At 62.7% G+C, this 24980-nt stretch carries 31 protein-coding genes; 10 read left to right on the top strand and 21 right to left on the bottom strand.

Features of this window, described 5'->3' with window-relative positions; genetic code table 11:
• The first annotated feature begins 92 nt into the window (after positions 1 to 92).
• Both ACR1XV_RS02915 and ACR1XV_RS02910 read left to right on the top strand, forming a co-directional pair.
• Complete coding sequence (locus ACR1XV_RS02915; RefSeq protein WP_480528793.1) at positions 93 to 1418, top strand: DUF5930 domain-containing protein; 1326 nt, start codon at positions 93 to 95, stop codon at positions 1416 to 1418.
• Complete coding sequence (locus tag ACR1XV_RS02910) at positions 1408 to 1908, top strand: bactofilin family protein (protein WP_480528792.1); 501 nt, start codon at positions 1408 to 1410, stop codon at positions 1906 to 1908. Before ACR1XV_RS02915 ends, ACR1XV_RS02910 begins: the two co-directional genes overlap by 11 nt.
• Before the next feature lie 74 nt (positions 1909 to 1982).
• On the opposite strand, the gene ACR1XV_RS02905 is transcribed toward ACR1XV_RS02910, so the two are convergent.
• Positions 1983 to 2723, bottom strand: a complete 741-nt coding sequence (locus ACR1XV_RS02905; protein WP_480528791.1) for a hypothetical protein — start codon at positions 2721 to 2723, stop codon at positions 1983 to 1985.
• A gap of 196 nt (positions 2724 to 2919) precedes the next feature.
• On the opposite strand from ACR1XV_RS02905, the gene aqpZ reads away from it, so the two are divergent.
• Positions 2920 to 3606, top strand: a complete 687-nt coding sequence (aqpZ, locus tag ACR1XV_RS02900) for an aquaporin Z (protein ID WP_480528789.1) — start codon at positions 2920 to 2922, stop codon at positions 3604 to 3606.
• Between the two features lie 48 nt (positions 3607 to 3654).
• Here the strand turns inward: aqpZ and ACR1XV_RS02895 are convergent, their stop codons facing one another.
• Together ACR1XV_RS02895 and ACR1XV_RS02890 are read right to left on the bottom strand one after the other, a co-directional pair.
• Positions 3655 to 4203, bottom strand: coding sequence for a peptidylprolyl isomerase (locus tag ACR1XV_RS02895; RefSeq protein WP_480528788.1), 549 nt, complete (start codon positions 4201 to 4203; stop codon positions 3655 to 3657).
• Positions 4196 to 4702, bottom strand: coding sequence for a peptidylprolyl isomerase (locus tag ACR1XV_RS02890; protein WP_480528787.1), 507 nt, complete (start codon positions 4700 to 4702; stop codon positions 4196 to 4198). The genes ACR1XV_RS02895 and ACR1XV_RS02890 overlap by 8 nt, the downstream gene beginning before the upstream one ends.
• A gap of 136 nt (positions 4703 to 4838) precedes the next feature.
• Between ACR1XV_RS02890 and ACR1XV_RS02885 the strand changes: the two genes are divergently transcribed.
• From ACR1XV_RS02885 to ACR1XV_RS02860, 6 genes are all read left to right on the top strand, one after another.
• Positions 4839 to 6029: a phosphoglycerate kinase gene (locus ACR1XV_RS02885; protein WP_480528786.1), complete on the top strand. Its 1191-nt coding sequence runs from the start codon at positions 4839 to 4841 to the stop codon at positions 6027 to 6029.
• Positions 6030 to 6153: 124 nt separating this feature from the next.
• Positions 6154 to 6453 (top strand): FtsB family cell division protein, encoded by a 300-nt coding sequence (locus ACR1XV_RS02880; protein ID WP_480528784.1) that lies wholly within the window; start codon positions 6154 to 6156, stop codon positions 6451 to 6453.
• Positions 6454 to 6626: 173 nt separating this feature from the next.
• The gene (gene pdhA / locus ACR1XV_RS02875; protein ID WP_480528783.1) at positions 6627 to 7616 is read left to right on the top strand and encodes a pyruvate dehydrogenase (acetyl-transferring) E1 component subunit alpha; all 990 of its coding nucleotides are present in this window, start codon (positions 6627 to 6629) and stop codon (positions 7614 to 7616) included.
• A gap of 15 nt (positions 7617 to 7631) precedes the next feature.
• Entirely contained in the window at positions 7632 to 9002 is a 1371-nt protein-coding gene (locus tag ACR1XV_RS02870; RefSeq protein WP_480528782.1) for a pyruvate dehydrogenase complex E1 component subunit beta, read from the top strand.
• A gap of 14 nt (positions 9003 to 9016) precedes the next feature.
• A complete protein-coding gene (locus ACR1XV_RS02865; RefSeq protein ID WP_480528781.1) occupies positions 9017 to 10318 on the top strand; it encodes a pyruvate dehydrogenase complex dihydrolipoamide acetyltransferase in 1302 nt (433 codons plus the stop codon).
• Positions 10319 to 10468: 150 nt separating this feature from the next.
• Entirely contained in the window at positions 10469 to 10711 is a 243-nt protein-coding gene (locus tag ACR1XV_RS02860; protein WP_480528780.1) for a hypothetical protein, read from the top strand.
• 7 nt (positions 10712 to 10718) lie between these two features.
• On the opposite strand, the gene cysE is transcribed toward ACR1XV_RS02860, so the two are convergent.
• Positions 10719 to 11528: a serine O-acetyltransferase gene (gene cysE, locus ACR1XV_RS02855; RefSeq protein WP_480528779.1), complete on the bottom strand. Its 810-nt coding sequence runs from the start codon at positions 11526 to 11528 to the stop codon at positions 10719 to 10721.
• Positions 11529 to 11612: 84 nt separating this feature from the next.
• Between cysE and ACR1XV_RS02850 the strand changes: the two genes are divergently transcribed.
• Positions 11613 to 11951: a TraR/DksA family transcriptional regulator gene (locus ACR1XV_RS02850; protein WP_480528777.1), complete on the top strand. Its 339-nt coding sequence runs from the start codon at positions 11613 to 11615 to the stop codon at positions 11949 to 11951.
• Here the strand turns inward: ACR1XV_RS02850 and ACR1XV_RS02845 are convergent.
• The 17 genes from ACR1XV_RS02845 to ACR1XV_RS02765 form a co-directional block, all read right to left on the bottom strand.
• Positions 11932 to 12228: a DUF7742 family protein gene (locus ACR1XV_RS02845; protein WP_480528776.1), complete on the bottom strand. Its 297-nt coding sequence runs from the start codon at positions 12226 to 12228 to the stop codon at positions 11932 to 11934. The genes ACR1XV_RS02850 and ACR1XV_RS02845 overlap by 20 nt on opposite strands.
• A 9-nt stretch (positions 12229 to 12237) precedes the next feature.
• Positions 12238 to 16200: a baseplate multidomain protein megatron gene (locus ACR1XV_RS02840; RefSeq protein WP_480528774.1), complete on the bottom strand. Its 3963-nt coding sequence runs from the start codon at positions 16198 to 16200 to the stop codon at positions 12238 to 12240.
• Positions 16200 to 16643, bottom strand: coding sequence for an NlpC/P60 family protein (locus ACR1XV_RS02835; RefSeq protein WP_480528773.1), 444 nt, complete (start codon positions 16641 to 16643; stop codon positions 16200 to 16202). Before ACR1XV_RS02835 ends, ACR1XV_RS02840 begins: the two co-directional genes overlap by 1 nt.
• Positions 16640 to 17524: a DUF2163 domain-containing protein gene (locus ACR1XV_RS02830; protein WP_480528772.1), complete on the bottom strand. Its 885-nt coding sequence runs from the start codon at positions 17522 to 17524 to the stop codon at positions 16640 to 16642. Before ACR1XV_RS02830 ends, ACR1XV_RS02835 begins: the two co-directional genes overlap by 4 nt.
• Complete coding sequence (locus ACR1XV_RS02825) at positions 17524 to 18156, bottom strand: phage distal tail protein, Rcc01695 family (protein ID WP_480528771.1); 633 nt, start codon at positions 18154 to 18156, stop codon at positions 17524 to 17526. Before ACR1XV_RS02825 ends, ACR1XV_RS02830 begins: the two co-directional genes overlap by 1 nt.
• A 12-nt stretch (positions 18157 to 18168) precedes the next feature.
• On the bottom strand, positions 18169 to 18831 hold the full coding sequence (locus ACR1XV_RS02820) for a phage tail tape measure protein (protein ID WP_480528770.1): 663 nt from the start codon (positions 18829 to 18831) through the stop codon (positions 18169 to 18171).
• Positions 18818 to 19027 carry a rcc01693 family protein gene (locus tag ACR1XV_RS02815; protein WP_480528768.1) on the bottom strand — a complete coding sequence of 70 codons (210 nt, stop codon included), beginning with the start codon at positions 19025 to 19027 and terminating at the stop codon, positions 18818 to 18820. Before ACR1XV_RS02815 ends, ACR1XV_RS02820 begins: the two co-directional genes overlap by 14 nt.
• Positions 19024 to 19338, bottom strand: coding sequence for a gene transfer agent family protein (locus ACR1XV_RS02810; RefSeq protein ID WP_480528767.1), 315 nt, complete (start codon positions 19336 to 19338; stop codon positions 19024 to 19026). Before ACR1XV_RS02810 ends, ACR1XV_RS02815 begins: the two co-directional genes overlap by 4 nt.
• Positions 19338 to 19751: a phage major tail protein, TP901-1 family gene (locus ACR1XV_RS02805; protein WP_170396490.1), complete on the bottom strand. Its 414-nt coding sequence runs from the start codon at positions 19749 to 19751 to the stop codon at positions 19338 to 19340. Before ACR1XV_RS02805 ends, ACR1XV_RS02810 begins: the two co-directional genes overlap by 1 nt.
• 20 nt (positions 19752 to 19771) lie before the next feature.
• Positions 19772 to 20185 (bottom strand): DUF3168 domain-containing protein, encoded by a 414-nt coding sequence (locus ACR1XV_RS02800; protein ID WP_480528766.1) that lies wholly within the window; start codon positions 20183 to 20185, stop codon positions 19772 to 19774.
• Positions 20182 to 20520, bottom strand: a complete 339-nt coding sequence (locus ACR1XV_RS02795) for a phage head closure protein (protein ID WP_480528765.1) — start codon at positions 20518 to 20520, stop codon at positions 20182 to 20184. The genes ACR1XV_RS02800 and ACR1XV_RS02795 overlap by 4 nt, the downstream gene beginning before the upstream one ends.
• Positions 20517 to 21116 (bottom strand): head-tail connector protein, encoded by a 600-nt coding sequence (locus ACR1XV_RS02790; RefSeq protein ID WP_480528764.1) that lies wholly within the window; start codon positions 21114 to 21116, stop codon positions 20517 to 20519. Before ACR1XV_RS02790 ends, ACR1XV_RS02795 begins: the two co-directional genes overlap by 4 nt.
• A 170-nt stretch (positions 21117 to 21286) precedes the next feature.
• Positions 21287 to 22465, bottom strand: a complete 1179-nt coding sequence (locus tag ACR1XV_RS02785) for a phage major capsid protein (protein WP_480528763.1) — start codon at positions 22463 to 22465, stop codon at positions 21287 to 21289.
• A 29-nt stretch (positions 22466 to 22494) separates the two neighbouring features.
• Positions 22495 to 23040, bottom strand: coding sequence for an HK97 family phage prohead protease (locus tag ACR1XV_RS02780; RefSeq protein WP_480528762.1), 546 nt, complete (start codon positions 23038 to 23040; stop codon positions 22495 to 22497).
• Between the two features lie 26 nt (positions 23041 to 23066).
• Positions 23067 to 23282 carry a GTA head formation protein, RCAP_rcc01685 family gene (locus ACR1XV_RS02775; RefSeq protein ID WP_480528761.1) on the bottom strand — a complete coding sequence of 72 codons (216 nt, stop codon included), beginning with the start codon at positions 23280 to 23282 and terminating at the stop codon, positions 23067 to 23069.
• Positions 23275 to 24435, bottom strand: a complete 1161-nt coding sequence (locus ACR1XV_RS02770; RefSeq protein ID WP_480528760.1) for a phage portal protein — start codon at positions 24433 to 24435, stop codon at positions 23275 to 23277. The genes ACR1XV_RS02775 and ACR1XV_RS02770 overlap by 8 nt, the downstream gene beginning before the upstream one ends.
• A gap of 103 nt (positions 24436 to 24538) precedes the next feature.
• Positions 24539 to 24766 (bottom strand): hypothetical protein, encoded by a 228-nt coding sequence (locus tag ACR1XV_RS02765; RefSeq protein WP_480528759.1) that lies wholly within the window; start codon positions 24764 to 24766, stop codon positions 24539 to 24541.
• Positions 24767 to 24980 lie beyond the last annotated feature (214 nt).

Here is a 24980-nt window from a genome sequence, read left to right as displayed (position 1 = left end):
CGATTGGCCCGACCGCTTTATGCAGTCGCCCCAAGGAGCGGCTACTCACTCACGACCGGCTCCGGGATATGGGGACAATTGAGGTAGGACGCGTGCGCACACGCCTTGCAATCAAACTGCACTCTCTGCTCGAGCGGCACTTTCCTGAACGCCGGGTCTTTCTGAAATCCGACAATGACACACGGTTCATTCGGCTGAGTTCCGAGACTCAGATCGCAGCCGTCGCCGGTGTTGCCGCGATGGTCGCGTGGACCGCGATTGCCACGTCGATCCTGCTGATGGACAGCATCGGATCGGGCAATTTCCGGGAACAGGCCAAGCGCGATCAGGCCACCTATCAGGAACGGCTGAACATCCTGTCGACCGAACGCGACGCCCGCGCCGCCGAGGCGCTGGCCGCCCATGACCGGTTCAACGCGGCGCTCGAACAGATCTCGGTCATGCAGTCGGAACTGCTGGAATCGGAAAACCGCCGCCGCGAGTTGGAAACCGGGATCGAGGTGATCCAGACCACCCTTCGCGCCACCATGAAGCAGCGTGAGGACGCCCGGGCAGAACTGGCAGAACTGCAACAAAGCGCTGATGGCGATGCGGCTTATATAATGGCCTCGGCCAACCCGGCCCAGATGGCGTTTATGACCGACGCACTGGCCCGCACCGCCGCGCAGCGCGACCAGATCGCCGCCGACGCGCAGGGCGCACTGGATCAGCGCGACGAGTTGGAATTGGAAATCCGCCTGATGCAGGAGCGCAGCGAAGAGATTTTCCGCCAGTTGGAAGAGGCGATGGTGATCTCGGTCGAGCCGCTGGACAAGATGTTCCGTCAGGCCGGAATGCCCACAGACCACATCCTCGAAGAGGTCCGGCGCGGATATAGCGGCATGGGCGGTCCGCTGACCCCTTTATCCTTCAGCACACGCGGTGAGGAACTGACCCCCGACCAGATCCGCGCCAATATCCTGCTGGAACAGATGGACCAGCTGAACCTCTATCGCATCGCTGCCGAAAAGGCCCCCTTCGCCAGCCCGGTGCGTGCAGCGGTTCGGTTCACCAGCGGATACGGCACCCGTCGCGACCCCAAGACCGGTGGCCGCCGGATGCATAACGGCGCAGATTTTGCCGGTGCTTCGGGCACCGATATCTTCGCCACAGCCGACGGTGTGGTCACCCACGCGGGCTGGCAATCGGGCTTTGGACGGCTGGTCAAGATCAAGCACGCCTTCGGGATTGAGACACTTTACGCTCATAACACCAAGATACGCGTAAAGGTTGGTCAAAGGGTCTCGCGCGGGGATCATATTGCTGATATGGGTAGCACCGGACGGTCCACCGGCACGCACCTGCACTATGAGGTGCGCGTGAACGGGAAACCTGTGAATCCAATGACTTACATCAAGGCTGCGAGAAATGTTTTCTAAGAGCAAAATCAACGAACCCGGATCGAAAGAGCCTGAGGCAGCAAAACCCGCCGCACCGGCCACTCCGGCGGCCCCTGCACCGGCTGAAACCAAGGCCAGCACCCCGCCCAAGCCCAAGCCGCCCGCATCGGTCCTGTCCTCGGACCTGCACATCACCGGCAACCTGAAGACCTCGGGCGATATCCAGGTCGAAGGCACTGTCGAAGGCGATATCCGCGCCCATCTGCTGACCATCGGCGAAACCGCCACCATCAAGGGCGAAGTCACCGCCGATGACGTTGTGGTTAATGGCCGCATCGTGGGCCGTGTGCGTGGCCTGAAGGTCCGCCTGACCTCGACCGCACGGGTCGAAGGCGACATCATCCACAAGACCATCGCCATCGAAAGCGGCGCGCATTTCGAAGGTTCAGTGCAGCGTCAGGACGACCCGCTGAACCCGGGCCGCAGCGCCAAGCCCGCTGGCAACCCGGCAGCGGAAGTGAAGAAATAAATCCGGCCCCCGGATTTCGGAAACCAACGCCGCAGCCCGCGCTGCGGCGTTTTTCTTTGCCCAAGCCGCAGCCCCTAAGCGGTCGGCTGGTTCCAGCTTGCGTCTGTCTCAATCACCGCCGCAACTGCCAACGCCTTCTCTGACAGATCAGGCGGCGTATCATCCGCAAAGGCCAACTGCTGCAACCTGCGATACATCGCCTGAGAGGTGTAAAAATCGAACACCTCGGTGCGCGCCGGGCTTTCCCAGAAGGCGGTCATCCAGACCGACTCGCGCCCCGGTACGCGCCCCGCACACCAATCCCGCCAGAACCGGTGGGCCAGAACCGCGCTGCGCTGCGCCGCCACCTGATCCAGCAGATCCTGCAGCGGCCAGCCAGCCAGCGCGAACATGCACAATGTATCGTCAAGCGCCTCGCCCATATCATCCGCAAGGGCGCGGTTCAGGTAAAGGCGCTGGAAGCGGTCCAGAACGCTCCATTCGTCGGCAGACCAGTTCGCGGCCACGCCTGTGGCGAACCGGTTCAGACTGACTTCGGGGCCGGCGTTGCTGACATCCTCGCCATAGGCCAGAATTTCCAGCACACGCGGCAGAAGATAACCCCATGTCGCTTTGGCGATCCCGCTGGGATCATAAGCCGCAAAGTACCAGTCCTGAACATAGCTCAGTGGCAGATCGCCGATCGGAGGGTTGAAGAAATCTGCCTCAATATCGGCATCCATGCAGCATCCCTCGCACACCTCGATGCTTGCAGGTTTGGGATAGGCGAACACGCGATAGGCCTCTTGCACAAGCTCGTAGAAAGGCTCGCCCACCGCGACCTTCGGAGTGAAAGGTTGTTTGCGTTCTTGCCCCATACGGACCCCGCTGAAAACTGAAGAGGGTCCCTCAGGTCTACCCCCGCGCCCTGCATCTGGCAAACCCATCGCCTGAAACGGGCCGCAAACTTCAATTTCACAAAAACTGATTTCTGAATTACACTCCACCCCATTGTTTTCCGGAGGAGATTTCATGTCATCAAAACTCATGGCCGAGTTTTTCGGCACGTTCTGGCTGGTCCTGGGCGGCTGTGGTAGCGCGGTTCTTGCGGCAGGTGTGGCCGATGTGGGTATCGGCTGGCTGGGTGTTTCGTTTGCATTTGGCCTGACGGTTCTGACCATGGCCTATGCCGTGGGTCATATCTCGGGCGGGCATTTCAACCCTGCGGTCAGTCTGGGCCTGATGATCGGAGGGCGGTTCGACGCCAAAGACCTGATCCCCTACTGGATTGCGCAGGTGATCGGCGCGATTGCCGCCGCTGCGGTGCTGTATCTGATCGTCAGCGGTGCGCCCGGTTTCGAAGGCGCGGGCGGCTTTGCCTCGAACGGATATGGCGAGGCGTCGCCCGAGGGGTACTCACTGATGTCGGCGCTGATCATAGAGATCGTGATGACCGCGTTCTTCATCGTGATCATTCTGGGCGCGACGTCTAATTTTGCGCCCGAAGGGTTTGCGCCCATCGCCATCGGCCTTGGGCTGACCCTGATCCACCTGATCTCGATCCCGGTGACGAACACATCCGTCAACCCGGCGCGATCAACCGGCGTTGCCCTGTTTGCCGACGGCCCGGCGCTGGCGCAGTTGTGGCTGTTCTGGGTGGCCCCGCTGATCGGTGCTGCAATCGGCGCCGTGATCTGGCGGGCAATGGGCGACGACTAAGCCCCAAAGCAAAGGCCCCGGCGCAATCCGCACCGGGGCCCTGTTCGTTCATTCGGTCACAGTGACCTTTTTCATCGCATCCGGCTGGCCGATGACCGCGCCATTCGGCCCGTCGCCGCGCTTGATCGCATCGACCACATCCATCCCGTCCGTGACCTGACCGACCACTGTGTACTGGCCGTTCAGGAACGGACCCGGCGCAAACATGATGAAGAACTGCGAGTTGGCACTGTCGGGATCCTGCGCCCGCGCCATACCGACCACGCCCCGGTCATAGTTATAGTCCGAGAACTCGGCAGGCAGGTCAGGACGGTCCGAGCCACCGGTGCCCGCGCGGCGCATATCCGCGCCAATACGGCCATGTTCGACATCGCCGGTCTGCGCCATGAAGCCGTCGATCACGCGGTGGAACACCACGCCATCATACTGACCAGCAGCTGCCAGTGCGGTGATCTGTTCGACATGCTGCGGTGCAAGATCCTCGAACAGGTCGACGGTGACAGTGCCGTTCGCACCCTCACCTTCGATTTCGATCTCAAGACCCGTGGCCAGCGCAGGGCTGGCCAACAGAGCGAATGCGGCGGCCAGCTTATACATCGGCGGCCACCTTGACGCTGATCATGCGGTCAGGGCTCGCAGGCGGCTCACCGCGTACGATGGCATCCACATGCTCCATCCCGTCGATGACGCGGCCATAGACGGTGTATTGACCGTTCAGGAAGTGGTTGTCCTTGAAGTTGATAAAGAACTGCGAATTGGCCGAATCCGGGTTGGCCGAGCGAGCCGCGCCCAGCGTGCCGCGATCATGGGGCAGTTTCGAGAACTCGGCCGGGACATTCGGCAGCGACGAACCACCGGTGCCCGCCATGCGGATGTTGAACCCGTCTTCCATGTCACCATGCTGCACGTCGCCGGTCTGCGCCATGAAACCGTCGATCACACGGTGAAAGGCCACGTTGTCATACTCGCCACCACGCGCCAGTTCCTTCATGCGGGCCGAATGCTGAGGGGCCACGTCCGGCAGCAGCTCGATCACGACGTTGCCGTCCTTCAGCTCGATGATGATCGTGTTTTCGGGGTCTTTGATCTCGGCCATCTGGCCCTCCTGTCTTTGAAACTTGCGCAAATACCTAAGACGCGGGGGCGCGAATGCCAAGTGACGCATTGACCTGAAGGCAAAATGCAGGAAAAGAACCGCCAGAAACTGGATGCAATGGGCAAGGATAAGCGCGATGGGCTGGAAATCTCTGGACGATATGGATCTGAACGGCAAACGGGTTCTGGTGCGCGTGGATATCAACGTGCCCGTCGCGGATGGCGTGGTCACCGATGACACCCGCATCCAGCGTATCGTGCCCACCGTGCGCGATATCCTCGCTGCTGGCGGCAAGCCGATCCTGCTGGCCCATTTCGGGCGCCCCAGAGGCGAACGTGTCGCTGAAATGTCCCTGAAACAACTGGTGCCCGCGCTTGAGGCGGCGTTTGCCGTTCCCGTCCGCTTTGCCGATGATTGCGTCGGGCCTGATGCCAAAACCGCCGCCGCATCACTGGGCGATGGAGAGGTCCTGCTGCTGGAAAACACCCGCTTCCATGCCGAGGAAACCAAAAACAGCGTGCCTCTTGCAGAAGGCATGGCAAAGCTGGGCGACGTCTATTGCAACGATGCCTTCTCGGCCGCCCACCGCGCCCACAGCTCGACCGAGGCGCTGGCCCGTCTACTGCCCGCCTGTGCCGGGCGCCTAATGCAACAAGAACTCAGCGCGCTTGAGGCCGCCCTAGGCGCGCCCAAACGCCCCGTCACGGCGGTTGTAGGGGGCGCGAAAGTGTCCACCAAGCTGGACCTGCTGGGCAACCTGATTGAGAAGGTTGATTATCTGGTCATCGGCGGAGGCATGGCGAACACGTTCCTTGTTGCGCAGGGGCTGGACGTCGGCAAATCTCTGGCCGAACATGCGATGACCGACACCGCCGCCGACATCCTCGGCAAGGCCGAAACCGCAGGCTGCACCATCGTTCTCCCGCGTGACATCGTCGTGGCCGAAGCATTCGAGGCCAACGCGCCGCATCAGGTTCTGCCCGCAGATCAATGCCCCGTCGACGCGATGATCCTCGACGCCGGACCCGAAAGCGTTGCCGCCGTCTCCGAGGTGCTGGAGAAAAGCCAAACCCTGATCTGGAACGGCCCGCTGGGCGCGTTCGAACTGCGCCCCTTCGACGCGGCCACCAACGCCGCCGCGCTGGAAGCCGCCGCCCTGACCCGCGGCGGCAAACTGACCTCGGTTGCAGGCGGGGGCGATACGGTCGCCGCGCTGAACGCCTCGGGCGCGGCAGCGGATTTCTCGTATATCTCGACCGCTGGTGGAGCGTTCCTGGAATGGATGGAAGGCAAGACCCTGCCGGGTGTGGCCGCACTGGATCAATAAACACGTCAAGGCCCAGCTTTTTGCGCAGAGGGGATTCACAAGGCGAATCACCTGTGACATAGTGCGTTCAGATGCCTGCAAAGGGCACGTTTCTGAGGCAGTTTGTTACACGGCGGTTAACACAGTGACCCGTTCCCATCGCCCCGGTCTGGGGGCTTTCATCTTTTTCTCGGTTGCTTTCATGCTCGGCGTCTATTTCACCTTTGCCGCCGTGCAGGGGGATTACGGCCTGTTTCGCCGTGTCGAGATTGCAGCAGAACGCACAGCGCTCTCGCATGATCTGGAACGGCTGAATTCCGAAATCGCCCGGATGGAGAACCTGACCCGCCGCCTGTCCGACACCTATCTGGACCTTGATCTGCTGGATCAGCAAGCGCGCTCAGTGCTCGGCATGATCCGCGCCGACGAAATCGTCATCCGCTGACAAGATTTTTCGACGAAAAGTCTCCGCACCTTTCCGGCCATGAAACAAGCGCTGCATCATAGAAAGATGCGCGCCCTGCCCCCGCGTCACTTTTACCCTCGCCAGATGAAGCGAAATGCCTTAGAAGATAGTTTAACGCTAAACTATCTTGCCGAAAGGGGGAGATCGCCACAATGGCTGCGCGAAAAACCACAAAGAAACCAAACGTTTCTGCGGAAGAACTGACTACATACTACCGCGAGATGCTGCTGATCCGCCGATTCGAAGAAAAGGCGGGCCAGCTTTACGGTATGGGTCTGATCGGCGGGTTCTGCCACCTTTATATCGGACAAGAGGCGGTTGTTGTCGGTCTCGAGGCTGCCGCGAAAGAAGGCGATAAGCGTATCACCTCTTATCGCGACCACGGCCACATGCTGGCTTGCGGCATGGATCCGGGCGGCGTCATGGCCGAACTGACCGGGCGCGAGGGCGGCCTGTCCAAGGGCAAGGGCGGCTCGATGCATATGTTCTCGAAAGAGAAGCATTTCTACGGCGGCCATGGCATCGTCGGCGCGCAGGTCCCGCTGGGCGCCGGTCTGGCCTTCGCCGACAAGTATAAAGAAAACGGCGGCGTCACCTTCACCTATTTCGGCGACGGTGCGGCGAACCAGGGTCAGGTCTACGAGACCTTCAACATGGCCGCCCTCTGGGATCTGCCGGTGATCTTCGTGATCGAGAACAATCAATATGCCATGGGCACCGCCCAGGCGCGGTCGACCTCGAGCAAAGACATCTATCTGCGCGGCGAAGCGTTCGGCATCCCCGGCGAAATCGTTGACGGCATGGATGTGCTGGCGGTCAAGGCTGCTGGCGAAAAGGCCGTGGCGCATTGCCGCGCGGGCAAGGGTCCCTACATCCTCGAGGTCAAGACCTACCGCTACCGTGGCCACTCGATGTCCGACCCGGCCAAGTACCGCACCCGTGAAGAGGTTCAGAAGGTCCGCGAACAAAGCGACCCGATCGAACACGTGCGCGACCTGCTGCTGACCGGTAAACACGCGACCGAGGATGACCTGAAAGCGATCGACAAAGAGATCAAAGAGATCGTCAATCAGGCCGCCGAATTCTCGAAAGAAAGCCCCGAGCCGTCGCTGGACGAGCTCTGGACAGATATCTACGCCTGAGAGGACGAATAAGACATGGCAACCGAAATTCTCATGCCCGCCCTTTCGCCCACGATGGAAGAGGGCACGCTGGCCAAATGGCTGGTCAAGGAAGGCGACACCGTATCCTCGGGCGACATCATGGCCGAGATCGAAACCGACAAGGCGACGATGGAATTCGAAGCCGTCGATGAAGGCATCGTCGGCAAGATCCTGATCGCAGAAGGCACCGAAGGGGTAAAGGTCAACACCCCCATCGCGGTGCTGGTTGAAGAAGGCGAAGACGCCTCTGCCCTGCCCGCGGCTGCACCCGCAGCCGCAGCGGTGACCGAAGCCGCCCCTGCGGCGGTCGAGGCCCCCGCTCCTGCGTCGGCCCCTGCTGCTCCGGTCGTCGACCTATCGCCTGACTGGCCTGCCGACGCCGAGATGGCGCAGCAGACCGTCCGCGAAGCCCTGCGCGACGCGATGGCCGAAGAGATGCGCAGCGATGAAGACGTCTACCTGATGGGCGAAGAAGTCGCCGAATATCAAGGCGCGTACAAAATCTCCCAAGGTCTGCTGGACGAATTCGGCGGTAAACGCGTGATCGACACCCCGATCACCGAGCACGGCTTTGCCGGTATCGCCGTGGGGTCTGCCTTTGGCGGCCTGAAACCGATTGTCGAGTTCATGACCTTCAACTTCGCCATGCAGGCAATTGATCAGATCATCAACTCTGCTGCCAAGACGCTCTATATGTCCGGTGGTCAGATGGGCTGCCCCATCGTGTTCCGTGGCCCCAACGGTGCCGCCGCCCGTGTGGCCGCGCAGCACAGCCAAGACTACGCCGCGTGGTACATGCAGATCCCCGGCCTGAAGGTCGTCATGCCCTATTCGGCGGCCGACGCCAAAGGCCTGCTGAAATCGGCGATCCGCGACCCCAATCCGGTGGTCTTCCTGGAAAACGAAATCCTCTACGGCCGGTCTTTCGACGTGCCGCAGGTGGATGACCTGACCGTGCCGCTGGGCAAGGCCCGCACCTGGCGCGAAGGCTCGGACGTGACCATCGTCAGCTTCGGCATCGGCATGCAATACGCTCTGGAAGCCGCCGACAAACTGGCCGAAGACGGCATCAGCGCCGAGGTGATCGACCTGCGCACCATCCGCCCGATGGACACCGGCGCGATCATCAACTCGGTGATGAAAACCAACCGTCTGGTGACCGTCGAAGAAGGCTGGCCGCAAGGCTCGGTCGGCGGCTACATAAGCTCGGTCGTGATGCAGGAAGCGTTTGACTATCTCGACGCGCCCGTCATCACGCTGACCGGCAAGGACGTCCCGATGCCCTATGCCGCAAACCTCGAAAAGCTGGCCCTGATCACCACCGATGAGGTGATCGCCGCCGTCAAACAAGTGACCTACCGGTAAGGAGCGACAAACAGATGCCCACCGAAATTCTGATGCCCGCCCTTTCACCCACTATGGAGGAAGGCACGCTTGCCAAATGGCTGGTCAAAGAAGGCGACACCGTCTCCTCGGGAGACCTGCTGGCCGAGATCGAAACCGACAAGGCCACGATGGAGTTCGAGGCTGTTGACGAAGGCACCATTGGCAAGATCCTGATCCCTGAGGGTTCCGAAGGGGTCAAGGTCAACACAGCGATAGCGGTCCTGCTGGAAGACGGCGAAAGCGCCGATGACATTGGCACCGCACCTGCGGCAGCACCCGCGGCTGCGCCCGCAGCCGCCGCGGGCAACGAGGCCGCCGCGTCAGCGGCGTCCGAGGCGCCTGCCCCTGCTCCGGCAGCTCCGGCCAAAGCGGACGGCGGTCGTATCTTCGCCTCGCCGCTGGCCCGTCGCATCGCCGCGCAAAAGGGTCTGGACCTGGCGCAGATCACCGGCACCGGACCGCATGGCCGGATCGTCAAAGCCGACGTCGAAGGCGCAACCGCAACCGCTCCGGCCCCCGCCGCAGCGCCTGCCGCAGCCGCCCCGGCAGCCGTAGCTCCGGCTGGTCCCTCTGCGGATGTCGTGGCCAAGATGTACGAAGGTCGCGACTACGAGGAAGTCAAACTCGACGGCATGCGCAAGACCATTGCCGCGCGTCTCAGCGAAGCCAAACAGACCATCCCGCATTTCTACCTGCGCCGCGATATCAAGCTGGACGCGTTGCTCAAATTCCGCAGCCAGTTGAACAAGCAGTTGGAAGGCCGGGGCGTCAAGCTCAGCGTCAACGACTTCATCATCAAGGCCGTCGCCAACGCGCTTCAGCAGGTTCCCGAATGCAACGCCGTCTGGGCGGGCGATCGGGTTCTGCAACTGAAACCTTCGGACGTGGCCGTTGCGGTCGCCATCGAGGGCGGTCTGTTCACCCCCGTCCTGCAGGACGCTGACACCAAGTCGCTGTCTGCGCTTTCGACCGAGATGAAGGACCTCGCCGGTCGTGCCCGCGAACGCAAACTGGCCCCGCATGAATATCAGGGCGGCACCTTCGCAGTCTCGAACCTCGGCATGTTCGGCATCGACAATTTCGACGCCATCGTGAACCCGCCGCACGCCGGTATCCTTGCCGTCGGCACCGGCCTCAAAAAACCGGTTGTGGGCGATGACGGAGAGCTGACGGTCGCCACCGTGATGTCCGTCACCATGTCGGTCGATCACCGGGTCATTGACGGCGCGTTGGGTGCGCAACTGCTGCAAGCCATCGTAGAAAACCTCGAAAACCCGATGGTCATGCTGGCCTGATCAAACACCACCCGCCGGGGTCAAGCCCCCGGCGGGTACCCTCACGATCACCGCCACGATGTGAGCAAGCGTGATCGCCCGGCTGGTTGCCCAAGCAATCGCCTTCCCCCACCTTTGGTGCAGACGGTTTTGCAAACCCAGAGGTGGACCATGCGTTTTTCTGATCTGACCAAAACCCTGCTGTTGGTGACTCTGACGGCGATTGCGCTGCCCGCCGTGGCAACAGCGAAGCCCAACAGCTATCCCGGCGAAAACTCCAAGTTCAAATCCAACGATCCCGCCGTCATCGCACGGCAGAACGCCGAGCGCGAACGGCGGATCGAACTGCGCAAACAACGGCGCGAGGAACGCAGGCGCGCACGGCAAGAGCGGCGCAACAACCGTTCAAACTGATTTAGGATTACTGGTCCTTGCCCAGCATGTGATCCATCGAAATCGACGGCTGATCACAGCCCGCCTCACCCACGATCTTGGCCGGAATACCCGCCACGGTCGTGCAGGCGGGTACCTCTTGCAACACCACCGAACCGGCAGCGATGCGGCTGCAATGGCCCACTTCGATATTGCCCAGAACCTTGGCCCCGGCCCCGATCAGCACGCCATCGCCAATGGTGGGATGGCGCTGTTCCTCTTCCTTGCCGGTCCCGCCCAGCGTCACCGAGTGCAGCATCGAGACGTTGTCGCCGACCACCGCCGTCTCACCGATCACGATGGAATGGGCGTGGTCGATCATGATCCCCTTACCGATCTTGGCGGCGGGATGAATGTCGATCCCGAAAATCTCGGACGACCGCATCTGGAAGAAATAGGCCAGATCATGCCGCCCCTTCTGCCAGAGCCAATGCGCCACGCGATAGGCCTGCATGGCCTGATAGCCCTTGAAATACAGGATCGGCTGCAGCAGCCGGTGGCAGGCCGGGTCACGCTCATAGACCGCCATCAGGTCGGCGCGGGCCGCCTCGATCAGCGATTTGTCATGGGCATAGGCTTCGTCCACGATCTCGCGCAGCACCATCATCGACATCTCGTTCGAGCACAGCTTGGCCGAGATACGATAAGACAAGGCCCGCTCGAGGCTGCGGTGATGCAGAACGCAAGCATGCACCAAACCGCCCATCAGCGGCTCTTTCTCGACCGCTGCGTGGGCCTCGGATGTGATGCGATCCCAGACCGGATCGACAGGGGTGACTTGGCTGCGCGTTTCAAACATGGTTTTGATCCTTTGCTCCGCCTAGAATGCCATCTAGTCGCAAAATCACCAAACGCAAACCCTTGATGTGCTGCACAACGAAAAATGAACGCTGACGATCTGAACCATTTCAAACAGTTGATCCACAAACGCCTGACCGAGATCGAAGCCCAGTCCGCCTCGGGGCAAGAGGCGCAGTCGGTTGTTGAGCTGGATCAGCAAGCCGTTGGCCGGCTCAGCCGGATGGATGCGCTGCAAAATCAGGCCATGGCCAAGGCTCAGCAGGTGCGCAGGGATACCGAGACCCGCCGTCTTCGGGCGGCTCTGGCACGCATGGACGCGGATGAGTTCGGATATTGCGAGGATTGCGGCGATGATATCGCGCGCGGTCGGCTGGAACTGGATCTGGCCGCCACAAAATGCGTCAGTTGCGCCTCTGGCTAGTCTGAAACCGGATCAGATGGCGCAGAACCATCTCAAAACACTGGCAATATTGCACATCGTCAAATCCGGGCTCATCCGCCAGCACGCGGCTGCGCGCGACCGCCATCAGCGATCCGTTTCCGTAAAGCGGGTGCAGACGCCCGGTTGCTCGGGCATGACGATCCGCCAGTTCCGCCTCGGCGATCATCCGGGTGCATAGCCGATCCCGTTCCGGCGACGGCACGGCCAGCAAAGCCCGCGCCGCCGCGCTGATATCGCCGTGCAGGACGGGGCGCATCGGTGCGTCTTATCCGACCTGCAGCCGCGCAAAGGCCCCCGGTCCATAGCTGGCCGAGACCTGAGCAACCGCGACCTCGTAAGGTCCGCTCAGACCGTCCTCAAGCTTCATGGCACCGGAATACTGCCAGTTCGACGCGCTGACGACCGTCTCACGCAGCACTGCACCGGCTGCAAGGACCCGAACAAGGTAGGATTCGCTTTCTTCGCCCAAGGGCACCTCCAGCCCGTCCCAGTCATCCCCGTCGATCCGCGTCCGCCGTATCCATGAGACATCATCGCCCGCAGCCGAAATCTGCACCCTTAGATGGGCGGGTGCGTAAGGCCTCAGCCCGTTGCCATCAAATGCCTCAACCAGATGCACATAGGCCGGGTCCTCATAGCTGCGCGTGGCCGGGCCGATGCGGTAATGCTTGGCCACCCGCCGCTCGGTGCGCAGCAGCCCGGTCTGATAAACGCGCTCATCCAGCAGCACAAAGGTCGAGCCTTCTGGCCAGACATCCGGCATCAGCGCATCCGTGCCCAGCTGTCCGCGCAGCCGCCCAGACAGGGTATAGACGCCGGTTTCCTGCAGGACCGCATCGGAGAACTGGAACAGCTCCCAATTGCCGGGCGTACCATCCCCGATCGCCGCCAGATTGGCCCCGCCCAGCAGCGCCGACCGGGGCCGCGATTCCAGTAGTCCGTCGATCAGGTTGACCCGCAGCGCGGGCCCTTCGTCCCAGATACCGGCACCGGCGCGGCGCAGCGGGGTTTCGGTGAAACCGATCACCGCCTGCCCGGCGATGACCTGATGCAGCGTATAATCCTCATCCTGCGCCGCCGAATACACCGCCACGCTGCCGGGCCAGGGATCCGCTGACACCGCCAGATACGGCGCGTGCGGCACCTCAGACCCGGTGATCAACGGCAAATCCATGAACACCGGCAGCACCGGCACCGGAGCGATAAACGGCTTGGTCGCCACCCCATCATCGGCCACATCCGAGGCCGCATAGACACCCGGCTCGATCCGCACGGCATCCGCCAGCTGCATCTCGGCCTGTTCCAACCGGTCGATCCGATAAAGCGCACCCGCGCCCTGCCCGGCCCCCGGCAGCCGCACCACATCGCCTGCGCCCACATGCAGCAGCGACGGCGGCAGCGCAAATCTCGCCGTCTCACGCGAGACGCGGGATTCGCTCAGCCACCGTTCGACCGTCTGCCGCCCTTCGGCGCGGGTCATCGACAAGGGCATCTCGTTCACCGCCACCGCATGGGTGCGGTCATCGGGCAGAACCGCCTCTTCCGCGACCACATCGTGATCCGCATCCGACTGCACAAACCGCAGACGCACGCGGCCGGTCATCTCGGCTTCGGCCTCGCGGCGATGTTCGACCGTGCCGTCGAGGTCGGAACTGATAGCGATCTGCTCGGGGTTCAGATCATATGCCCGCCGTCCGTCACGGGTGCGGAATACCAGCACGCCATCGCGCTCAATCGCATCAAACCCGTATCGCAGCATCAGTGGCTGCAGAGCCTGACGCGCGTTCATCACATCCTCGACAGCATAGCCGCGAACCACGCCATACAGCGCCGAGACGTCGATATCCGTCACCCCCGCGCCATGACAGATCTCGGTGACGACCGAGGCCAACGTGCGCGACCCCGACCGCCCGTTCAGCCAATGCCCACGGGCATAGTTCTCTCCATCGGTCCATTGCGACCGCAAGTTCGGAAAGATCGGATAAGGCCGCGCATCCCAGGCCCAGACATAGGCGTTCGCCATATCCACCATCGGCCCGCCATAGATGTCCGAAACCGGATTAACCTGCGGATCACCCCAATAGCCCAGCATCGCCCTCAGATATTGCACCAGAATGAAGTCATCCCGCATCCCGTTGGAATATTTCGGCAATTCCGACTCGGACGATTTCGGGTCCAGAAACTTGTTCGGCTGGTTGGTGCCCTTGTCGATGGCCGCACAGCCTAGTTCCGTAAACCAGATCGGCTTTGACCCCGGCACCCAGGCGGTCGGGTTGTCTTGCCTCACCCCGCCAATCCGTTCGTGATGCCGGTTGCCCCACCAGTTGCGCACATCCTTGTACCGCCAGACCCAGGGCTCGCCATGGGTGTCATCGGTGATCGGTGTCCGCACCTGCGCCTCGGCAGCTTCGGGCGAGGCATAGTACCAGTCATAGCCCTCGCCGCCCTCGATATTGCCGCGCAGATAGTCCAGATCGTAGATCGACCCGGCATCCGCATCCGCATGACTGTCCCCCTCGCGCCAGTCGGACAGGGGCATGTAGTTGTCGATGCCGACAAAGTCGATATTGGTGTCGGCCCACAGCGCATCCAGATGGAAATACCGGTCACCGCTGCCATCCTGCGGCTGATAGCCGAAATACTCGGACCAGTCGGCGGCATAGCCGATCTTGGTGCCCGATCCCAAAATCTTGCGCACCTCAGCGGCCAGAGACCGCAACTGTGCCACCGCCGCAAAGCCCGAGGCCCCTCGGATCTGCGTCAGCCCGCGCAGCTCTGATCCGATGCAGAATGATGCCACGCCGCCTGCCACCTTGCACAGGGCCGCATAGTGCAGGATGAACCGCCGCAGCCCCCATTCCTGCGGGCCGCTATAGGTCACCTTGCCCCCGCTGGTGGAAAACTGAGACGCCCGCGCCGTTCCGAAAAACGCTGCAACCTGCGCATCCGCCGCCGCCGTCTGATCCGGCGAGCCCGCGCGCCCAGGTGCCACATCCAGCGTGATCCGCCCCCGCCAGGGCAGATGGGGCTGATCCCCCGCGTCAGACCACGGATCGGGCAGCCCGTTGCCCTCCAATTGCTCCATCAGAATGAACGGATAGAACATGACCCGCTTGCCGGTCTTCTTCAGCCGCTTGATCGCCTGAACCACCGCCGCATCCGCAGGCGTTCCGCCATAGACCGGCCGCCCATCCTTCCACCGGACGGTTTGGGCCGCCGCGCGCGACACGCCCGACACGCGCCACGGCATGTTCTTGCCATCGGCGCTTTTGCGTTCGACCTTTGGGCGGATCTGGCATTCGCCGCAGCGCAGATCATCACCAAACCAAGACACGATCAGCGAGGCCGCTTCGCACCCCGGTAGTTCGCGGCTCAGCGCCCGCGTCGAGGTCTCCAGATCAGACCGGCCCGAGCGTGAATTGACATTCGCCGCCCAACTGCGCCCCTTACCCTTGGTGTAGTTCACCTGAGACGAGGCCAGCGCATATTCGCCCGTCCCCGGCATCAGCGCCACGCCCTTGATGATCCGCGACAGGGCATCCTCGGCATCCGGCAGCCCGTCCTGTTCCTGCCGCACCACCTCGAAGGAAAACTGAGGCACACGGTTGCCATAGGCCGCCAGCGCCAGGTCTTCGATCACCACATAGGCAGTGCCGCGATAGGCGGGCACCTGGCCCGCCCCCTCGATGGCCTCCATCAGCGGATCGGGCAACTGATCCGGTCCGCCGCGATAGATGCGCATGTTCAGCGACCTGCGCTCGACCTCCTCACCATCGGCCCAGATGCGTGTCACATCCGCCACTTCGCCCGCGCCCACGGCAATCGCCAGCGAAATGGAATAGCTATAGCTATGGGTCGTGGTCGTCACCTCGGCAGGCTTGGGCTTGCCCTTGCCGCCGCCCGTGGACTGGGTCGAGGTCGACGTCGTCCGCGTTTCCAGAAAGTCCGAGGCCCAGATGACCTGCCCCCCGACCCGCATCCGGCCATAGACCGTCGCAACCGGCGCACCCTCGCCGGTTTCGGTCAGGCGGAACCGGTCGAGACGCCCGGTCTCGACCACCTCGCTGCCGCCGCCCATCACGGATTGCCCCATCAGCCGGTTGTCGATCACCCGGCCCAGCGTCGCCCCCACCGCACGGCCAATGATCGCCGTCGACAGACCCGCGACCGAGCCGCCAATCGACCCGCCCAGCGCCGCGCCCGCGGCAGACAGAAGAATTGTAGCCATCAGAGACCCTCCTGCGGGAATGCAAAACAGGCGACGACGCGGCGACGCCACGGCTCGCTGAGTGTGTTTTCGACAACGCCATGCCCGGAATAAGCGTGGATAAAGCGCAGCGGATCACGGTCGCTGACAATGCCCAGATGCTTGGCCACCGCCGCATCCCGCATCCGGAACAGCAGCACATCGCCCGGGGCCATGTCCGCAGGCGATTTCTCGACCAGATGGCGGCGGGCGGCGGCCCACATGCGCTCCTCGCCCTGTGGCTCGGACCAATCCATGCTATAAACCGGCACCACTTCGGGCTCATGCCCCTGCACGGCGCGCCAGACACCGCGCAGCAGGCCCAGGCAATCCGCCCCCGCACCGCGGACCGAGGCCTGATGCACATAAGGCGTCCCCAGCCAGCCGCGCGCCTCGGTTACAATATTCTGCCTTACCTGTGTCACCGCCTGCTGCCCCCTCTGTTCCGGTTGCCTTTCTTCGGCACCGCCATCACCCAATCCTCATGCGGAAGATCGGGAAATCCCTGAAAGTTCAGAATGTTGCTGAACTTCAACCGGCAGGTACTCATGCGTTTGTCACACCCCGCCGTCAGTTGCACCCGGTCGCCCACGGCCAGCCCGTCGCCAATCCCCGACCACAGCGTGACGCTGCGCCCGTCACCCTCGCGCTGGTCTTGCTTGACTGAGGCCCACAGCCCCTGCGCCGCTCCATCCAGCACATCCAGCCTGCCGCGCTCGAACCAGCCCTCGTCCGCGCCCTCGGCGCCGCGCAGGCGCAAGATGGTGCCTTCGACGCCGATGATCACGGCCTCGGCCCGATAACCCGGCGTGTCCAGGGCAAAGCGACACGCACCGTCGCCCAGCACAGCCGTACAGGGTTTCTGATAAATCCGCCCCAAGGGCCGGTTCAGCAAATCGGTCAGCCCGCGCAATTCCGCATGAAACGCCCCGCCTGCCCGCCGTAGCTCACCAATCGAGCCGCGAAACTGCAGCATCCGCTGCTCAGGATCAGCCCAATTGACCAGCCAGGCCCGCACCTCGGCCCCGTCAAAGCGCCCCGCCTCGATATCCTCTTCCCGGACCGAGGCATCAGACAGCGCGCCCATCGCCTCGGTATTATCGATCGACAGGCCGGTTGCCTGCTCGATGGCCGCAGCGGTCAGACCGGTGCTGGCTTTGAAGACCAGCCCGTCAAAGCTCAGCTCCATGTCGTGATCGGTGAAGCCATAGACCTGCCCATCGCTGCGCGTGATGGCCCAACACCGGCAGGTCGTCGTCAACCCGCCCTGCAAATGCGCCTGCAGCGCCTGTTTGTCGCCGTTCATCAGACCCGCACCTCAACCACCGGCACGTTCGGCACGTCCCCGGCCTGAAAGCTGGCAACACTGGTCTGAATCTTGTCGGTGTCGAACCGCACCGGCACGTCAAACTCAAACCCGGCGGTGATTTCAACCTGTTCGGGCGGAGGCGTGGTGAATGTCACGCAGCCCGTGGCCAGATCGACCTCGAAATCCACGCCTTCGCGCAGCGCGTCCTGATCCAGCCCCAGCTTTACGGTGCCCAGCACCGGCTTCACGATCGGCCGCACATAGCTTGCCCCGCCCGAGCTATAGGTCTTGACCAGCTGAAACTCGACCGTCTCTCCATCACCGCGCGCAATCACCTGATCGCCCTGAGCGACCTCAGCCGTCGCCGCGCCCGATTTGAAATCCGACCAGTCCTTCCAGCGAAACCCGAACATCTGCCCCTGCCGCGCCTCGAAGAACGAGATCAGCGTCTCGATATCATCCAGCGACCGCATCCCCAGACCCGCATCATAGCGCCTGCGCGAATGCGCCCACGGCGTGTTGCGTTCCTCGAACCCGTTGGCCAGCGTCACGATATCCGTGCGCCGTTCCGGCCCGCCCACCGAGCCAAAGCTCAGGCTGGCCGGAAATCTCACCTCGTGAAAATTCATGCTCTGCTCCCCTTACCTATTGCGATTGCCGCGACCCAAAGCGCGGCTCATCTGCGCCGCGATCTGACCCTGAGACCGGCGGAACCCCTGCACATCGGGGGTGGAGATGTTCATCACCACGTTGACCGCACGGCCCCCGCCCTGCGTCCGCACGCCCAGCTTGCCATCAGCCCCGCGCGCCAGCGGCATGATCGCCTCGGGCCCGGCCTCGCCCATCAGCCCGGTGCCACCGCGCATCGGGAACATGGTCGGGCTGCTGACCACGCCGCCATTGGCAAACGGCATCACGCGGCCCTGAGAGAAACTGCCACCATCCGCAAAGGGCAAAATGCCCTGCACCAGACTGCCAACCCCATTGGCCAGCATGCCTCCAAAATGATCCGTCACCGGCTTGATCGCCGCCGAATAGGCCGTGCGGATCATCGAGTTCTTCAGCACATCCAGCGCCCCGGACAGGTTCATCCCATCCAACACCACGCCATCAAACGCCTTGCGCAACCCGCCGGACATGCCACGTTCCAGCGTCGCCACATCCTTGCCGGTCTCTTCGAACGCGGCCCTGATGCGCTTCATCTGCCCGTCAAACGCTCCGGCCATGGTCGCCGCATCGCCCAAGGCATCACCCAGCGCCTCTCCCCGCTCCTGCAGGTCGTCAAACCCCTCACGATCCGTCATCACGCTCTCCTTGTTCCTTGTCCGGATAGGCCGCCAGCAGCGCATCAAGCCCCGCCCGGTTCATCGCAGGCATCCCCGCGCCCTGCCCCAGCATCAGCCGCAACTCAGCCGGGGTCAGACGCCAGAACTGTTCCGGCGTCAGACGCAGGCCCAGAAACCCGGCCCGCATCAGAGTGGGCCAGTCGAACCCGCTCACTCGGGCACCATGAAGGCGCGCGCCAGCAGTTCCGCTGCCGCCCGCGCGCCCGCCATCGGCCCGCCTGCGATCTCGGCATGCAGCAGGTCGGCACGGCTCACCTGAGCGCCGCCGCCACGTAACCCCGCGACAAGCAAAGCCAGCACATCGCCGCTGGAATACCCGCCGCCCTCGAACCGTTGCACCAGCTCAACCAGAGACCCGGCCTGCAACGCCTGCTCCAATTCCGCCAAAGCACCCAAAGTCAGCTTGAGCACTCGCTGCTCCCCATCGATGGTCAGCGCCACCTCGCCCGTCCACGGATTGGCCATCAGAGCGCCGTAAAGCTCAGCGCACCAGCGCTTGCCATGCTCATCTCATAGGTCGCCTCACCGTTATGCGAGCCCGCATATTCGATGCTGCTGACCTGAAACGGGCCTTCGACAATGCCGAAATCCGGGATGATCACCTGAAACCCCGGCGTTTCACCGTCAAAGAACAGCTGACGCGCACGCTCGTCGGTCCCCGCATCCTTGAACACGCCCGAGCCGGAAATCGCAGCGGATTTCACCCCCGCTCCCGACAGCAACTCGCGCCACCCGCCCTGACTTTCCAGGCTGGTGACATCCACGCTTTCCGCGTTGAAACTAATCCGCGTGGCGCGAAGCCCCGCGATGGTCTCGAACAGGCCAGTGCCGTTCATATCCACTTTGACCAACAGGTCTTTTCCGTTCTGGGCAGCCATATGCTCTCTCCGTTGATTGCTTAGTCGTCTTCCACGCGCGCGCGGAATCTCAGATCGATCTGGCGGATCGCGCCGCCGGTTCCCGTGCGCCGGGCGCTGGCGCGTTCGAACCACAGGCCCACAAGGCGGCCCCGGTTCAGGGCCAGCGCCGCACCTTCCAGCGCGTCACACACCGCGCCCGCCAGCGTTTTGGCCGCACCAAAGCCTGCCGCCTCGGACACCACCGACACGGTGAACCGATGCACAGCCCCCGCGCCTGACCGGTCCGAGGCATCGCGCACCTCCTCCGGCCCCAGCGTCACGTAGGTCTGCGGTAAAACCCCCGAGGGCACCGCATCATAAATCGCCCCGCCCGACAGCGCGCCGACCTGCGCATCCGCTGATAACTGTTGAAACACCGCCGCTTGCAACGCGGCCGATACGCCGTAGCTCATGCCGCCACCTCTTCGTCTGCAAAACAGGTCAGGTACTGGCCGCGCGGGTCACGCTCTGCCACCGCACGGATCACAAACCGGCGCGTCCCTTCGGCAAACCGCTGATCCGGCGCAGGCCGCATCGAGGACCCCTCGGGGGCGCCGCGCACTACGATCCGATAGCCAACCCGCGACACAGATGCGCCACCCACAGCCCGCTCCGCCCCGCTGCGCGCTGTCACCTCGGCCCAAAGCGCGCCCAAAGCGGCCCATGTCTCGGTGTACCCGCCCGCGCCATCGGCCACGCGCGTCGGGGCCTCCAGTACCAGCTTGCGGTTCAGTCGCGGCGTGCTCATTGCATCACCCCCGCGCCAAAGCGCACCGTGCGATAGCGCTGGATCAGGCTGGTCACGCCAAAGGGCATACACCCCGCGCCCAGCGCCGTTTCATCCCGGTATTCATAGTAATGCGCCGCCAGCAGCAGCACCGCCTGCCCCAGATCGGCGGGCAAACCGCCCCAATCCGCAGCCATCCCGGCCGTGAAACCGATCTTCACCGACCCACCCGTCTGCACCCTTGGCAAACAAGACCCAGCGGGGCGCAACCGAGGGCGCTGCGTGTCACGCTCCAACCGGAACATCGCCGCATCCACCACAGTCTCGACCCCCGCCGCATCGCTCAGCGTCACCGCACCGATCGAGACCACCGGGGCCACCGGCAGAACCTCGCCCGCCGGATCGCGCCAGGCACTAACGGTCCACGAGAAATCCCGCTCGATCAGCACCTTGCCGGTCCGCGCCTCAATCGCCGCAAGCGCCGCGCGCAGAAACCCTTTCAGCACCTCGTCCTGCACGTCCGCCTCGGCGAACCCCGTGCCCAGCCGCAGATGCGCCTCGAACTGATCCACTGGCAGCGCCGCATCCGCGATGACGGTTTCTTCGATCAACATCATCCATTCACTCCGCAATCTCGGACCCCTCCGGGGGCCTCTGTCAGGAAAATGACGGGCACGCGCCGCCCCACGTTGCTCGGACGGAGGGGAGCAGCTAGACAACGCGAGGGTTCACCCCGGCCCGTACCCGCCGCCCGAGGGGCCGAAACCCCCCGGATTCAGCCCGCGGTTCAGGCGGTGCCGAATTTCACCAGCTTGATCGCAGCAAAATCGCTTACGTCACCGCCCACACGCTTGGTTGCGTAGAACAGGACATGCGGCTTGGCGCTGAACGGATCGCGCAGCACGCGCAGATCGGGACGCTCGGCAATGGTGTAGCCCGCCTGGAAATCACCAAAGGCAATCGAGAAACTGTCGGTACCTGCATCCGGCATATCCTCGGCAATCAGCACCGGGTATCCCATCAGACGCGCAGGCTCACCCGCCGCCAAACCGTCCGACCACAGGAAGCGGCCATCGCTGTCCTTCAGCTTGCGGATCAGACCCGCGGTTTTCGAGTTCATCACGAAGGTGCCATTGACCCGGTACTGCGCGCCCAGCGCATAAACCACATCCACAATGGCATCCGCATCGACACCGCCATCCGTGCCGGTCGCCACATAGCCCAGATTGCCCCAGGCCCAGACGTCATTGTCAACCTTGGCATGATCCAGAATACCCTTGGGCTTGTCCGCCCCATCGCCACCAATAAACGCCGCCGCCTCAGCCCGCGCGAACTTGTCGGCAATACGACCGGCCAGCCAGCCCTCAACATCAAACGCGCTGTCATCCAGCAAGCGTTGCGAGGCTTTGGGCAACGCGCTTAGTTCGTGCAGCGGGATGGAGATCCGATCAATCGACGGCGTCGCGGTCTCAGTCGTGGCCGAGGTCTCATCCGCCCAACCCGCGCCCACGTCGGTATGGTCGATCAGCACGTCGAACGAGTTCGCCTCGACATTCACCACCGACGCGATCGAGCGGATCGAGGCGGTCGAATTCAGCACCGACTTGATCATCTCAGCCGTCTGCGGATCAACCAGATAACCGCCATCGCTGTTCACCGCGCTCGACAGCGATTTGGCCTCAATCTCCAGCCCGCGCAGCCCGTCATCCTCGCCCGAACGCACATAGGCGTCGAACGCCTTCTGATGCGGTGCGCCGTCCTCAACGGATGCCGCAAGATGCGGGCGTGCCGCGATGGTTGATTTACGATCCAGCATGGTCAGTCGCTCTTCTGTCTGTTGCAGTTTGGTTTTAACTTCGGCCTTGAGGCCCTTGAATTCATTCACGAAGCCAGCCATCGCCTGCTTCACCTCCTGAACCAGGGGCGCACCCTCTCCGGTCAAGCCCGGGGTCTCGGTCTTGCTCATCAGCACTTCCTTATTGGGGGGTTGAGGCGCTAGATCCGCGCCAGCTCCTGCCGGGCGTCATTGAACGCCTCGGCAATACTGCGCCAGGTGTTTTCAACGTCAGGCTCACCACCCTTCGCCGCCACCCGCGCACTGGGCAGCATCGGGAATGTCACCAAGGACACCTCCCACAGCTCCAGTTCGGTCAGGACACGTTGGCCCTTGTCATTCTTAACGGCCCGCTTGGTGCGATAGCCAATCGACAGGCCATCCATCGCGCCTGCCCGGATCAACTCAGCCGCCTCACGCCCCTTCTGCGTGGCCTCCAGCAGACGCCCCTTGACCCACAGGCCACGGTCATCCTCGCGCACCTCATCCCAGACGCCGATAGGCTGCGCCGGATCATGCTGCCACAGCATCTTGACCCGCTGACCCGCCTTGGACAGCCCGTCAAGCGAGCCTTGATACGCCCCGCGCTGCACCACGTCGCTGCCCTGATCGACCTGCCCAAACAGGCTGGCATAACCCTCGATCACCGCATCCTCGGTCACCGACAGCCCGTCGCCAAACCGCGCGAATTTATGTTCCAAATCCATGAACTTCTCCATGTAACCCACTGACATTACGGCGCTACCACCAGTAACGACTGAAACGCTTGCGCCAAAATCACCGCGACCACGCCGTAAACCGTCAGCCACAACCGCTTCTCCAGCCGCTCCATCATCTCTTCGATCTGATCCAACCTGCGGCACAGATGCGCGTGCTGGATCTCGGCCACCCGCTCATGCGCAGCCAGCCTCAGCCCCGGCGCACACTCGAACGAGGGATAGTCACCCATCGCCACGCTCCGGCAGCCCCAGCAACGCGCGCTTCTCGGCATCGCTCAGGAAATCGGCCCCGTTGACCCGCGCCCATTGCGCATCGCGCTCCGCCGACAGCGCAGGCACCTGATCCATGTCGGGTTTCAGCACCAGATCCTCACCCGAGAACCCCGCCAACCATTCCGACACCGCCGCCGCCACCCGCGTCACCAGAGGCAGCACGGTCAGGCGATAAAACGCCCGGTTGGCCTCCTGATAGTTCGAATAGGTCGCGTCGCCCTGGATCCCCAGCAACATCGGCGGGACCCCAAAGGCCAGCGCGATCTCGCGGGCGGCGGCTTCCTTGGTCTTTTGAAACTCCATATCGGACGGAGAGAACCCCATCGGCTTCCAATCCAAACCCCCTTCCAGAACCATCGGGCGACCCGCATTCCGCGCCCCGCGATAGTTCTGCTCGATCTCATCCGACAGACGCCGGAATTGATCCTCGGCCATCACCCCATGGCCATCACCCTTCCACACCAGCGCCCCCGAAGGCCGCGCCGCATTGTCCAACAGAGATTTCGACCACCGCGACGCGCTGTTATGCACATCAATCGCCATCGCCGCCGCCTGCATCGGCGAGAACCCATAGTGATCATCCTGCGGGTGGAACGACTTGATATGACAGATATTTTCTGCCGCAAACCGGTGCTTCTTGCCGCCCACTGCGTAATCATACGCCTTGGGCCAGCCATCCGCCCCCGGCACCACGCTCATCCGGTCCGAGCGCAAGACATGCAACTCAACTGGCAGCCCCTCATCAGCCTGAACCGCCTCGACATACGCATTGCCCGACAGCAACAACTGCCCGAATAAGGCCTCCATCAACTCCGCCCGCCCCTGCGCCGCATTCGGTCGGCGCATCAGCGACAGGATCGGATGGGTATCAAATCGCTGCGCTTGATCCTGCAACACCAGAGGCAAGGCCGCCGCCGCCTCAGCAATCAGCTTGACCGAGCGGAACCCCACCGGGTTCCCCGAAAACCCCGTCCGTGTCAGCGACACTGCGTCTCTGGGGCTCCACGCCACGCGCCCACCCGTCTGCCACGCCACCACAGGCCCCGCCGCGCTCGCCTTCGCCTCGGGCGCCTCGCCAGCCGATCCACGACGCAAGAAATCGAATACCATCTGTGCTCCTTTCTGCCGCCGCTCTGCCCGGCTTGTTGAAAGGAGTTATGACGGAAAGAAGTTTAAGCCTCGGGAATGGGGCGTACGGGGGTTGGGCAACGGGTCAATCGCGCGAATTGTTTTGGTTCGCAAATCTGCCTTCGATCACGCCGAACATGAGAATGATATATATCCAAGGTAGGGCAAGAATGTAGTAGAGGACTGATCGGTGTTCAGAGATAAGCGCAATCAGCAGAATTGCGACAAAGATCAATCGAACAAGCAAACCTTTTTTAAGAAGAGGAAGCTCATCTCCAGATGGTAATCTCAGCACTTTTGCGATGAAATTCAACTATTTCTTCCTGTGGTTTGAAACTCGGGTAGGTCTGCTATTTCCCTTTTCGAAACAGTATAAACAGAACTAACCCACCAAGCGTAACATAGTAGAAAATGACCTGCCCCAAGCTTCCGCCACTCTCTTCTTTCGAGATAGAGACAACCAGTGGAAGTAGCACTGCGATCAATAAGATTACACTATTCCAGAACTTACCCGATAACACAGATGC

Source organism: Ruegeria sp. AD2(2025), from assembly GCF_056542385.1.
This window is presented reverse-complemented; position numbering and strand designations above follow the sequence as displayed.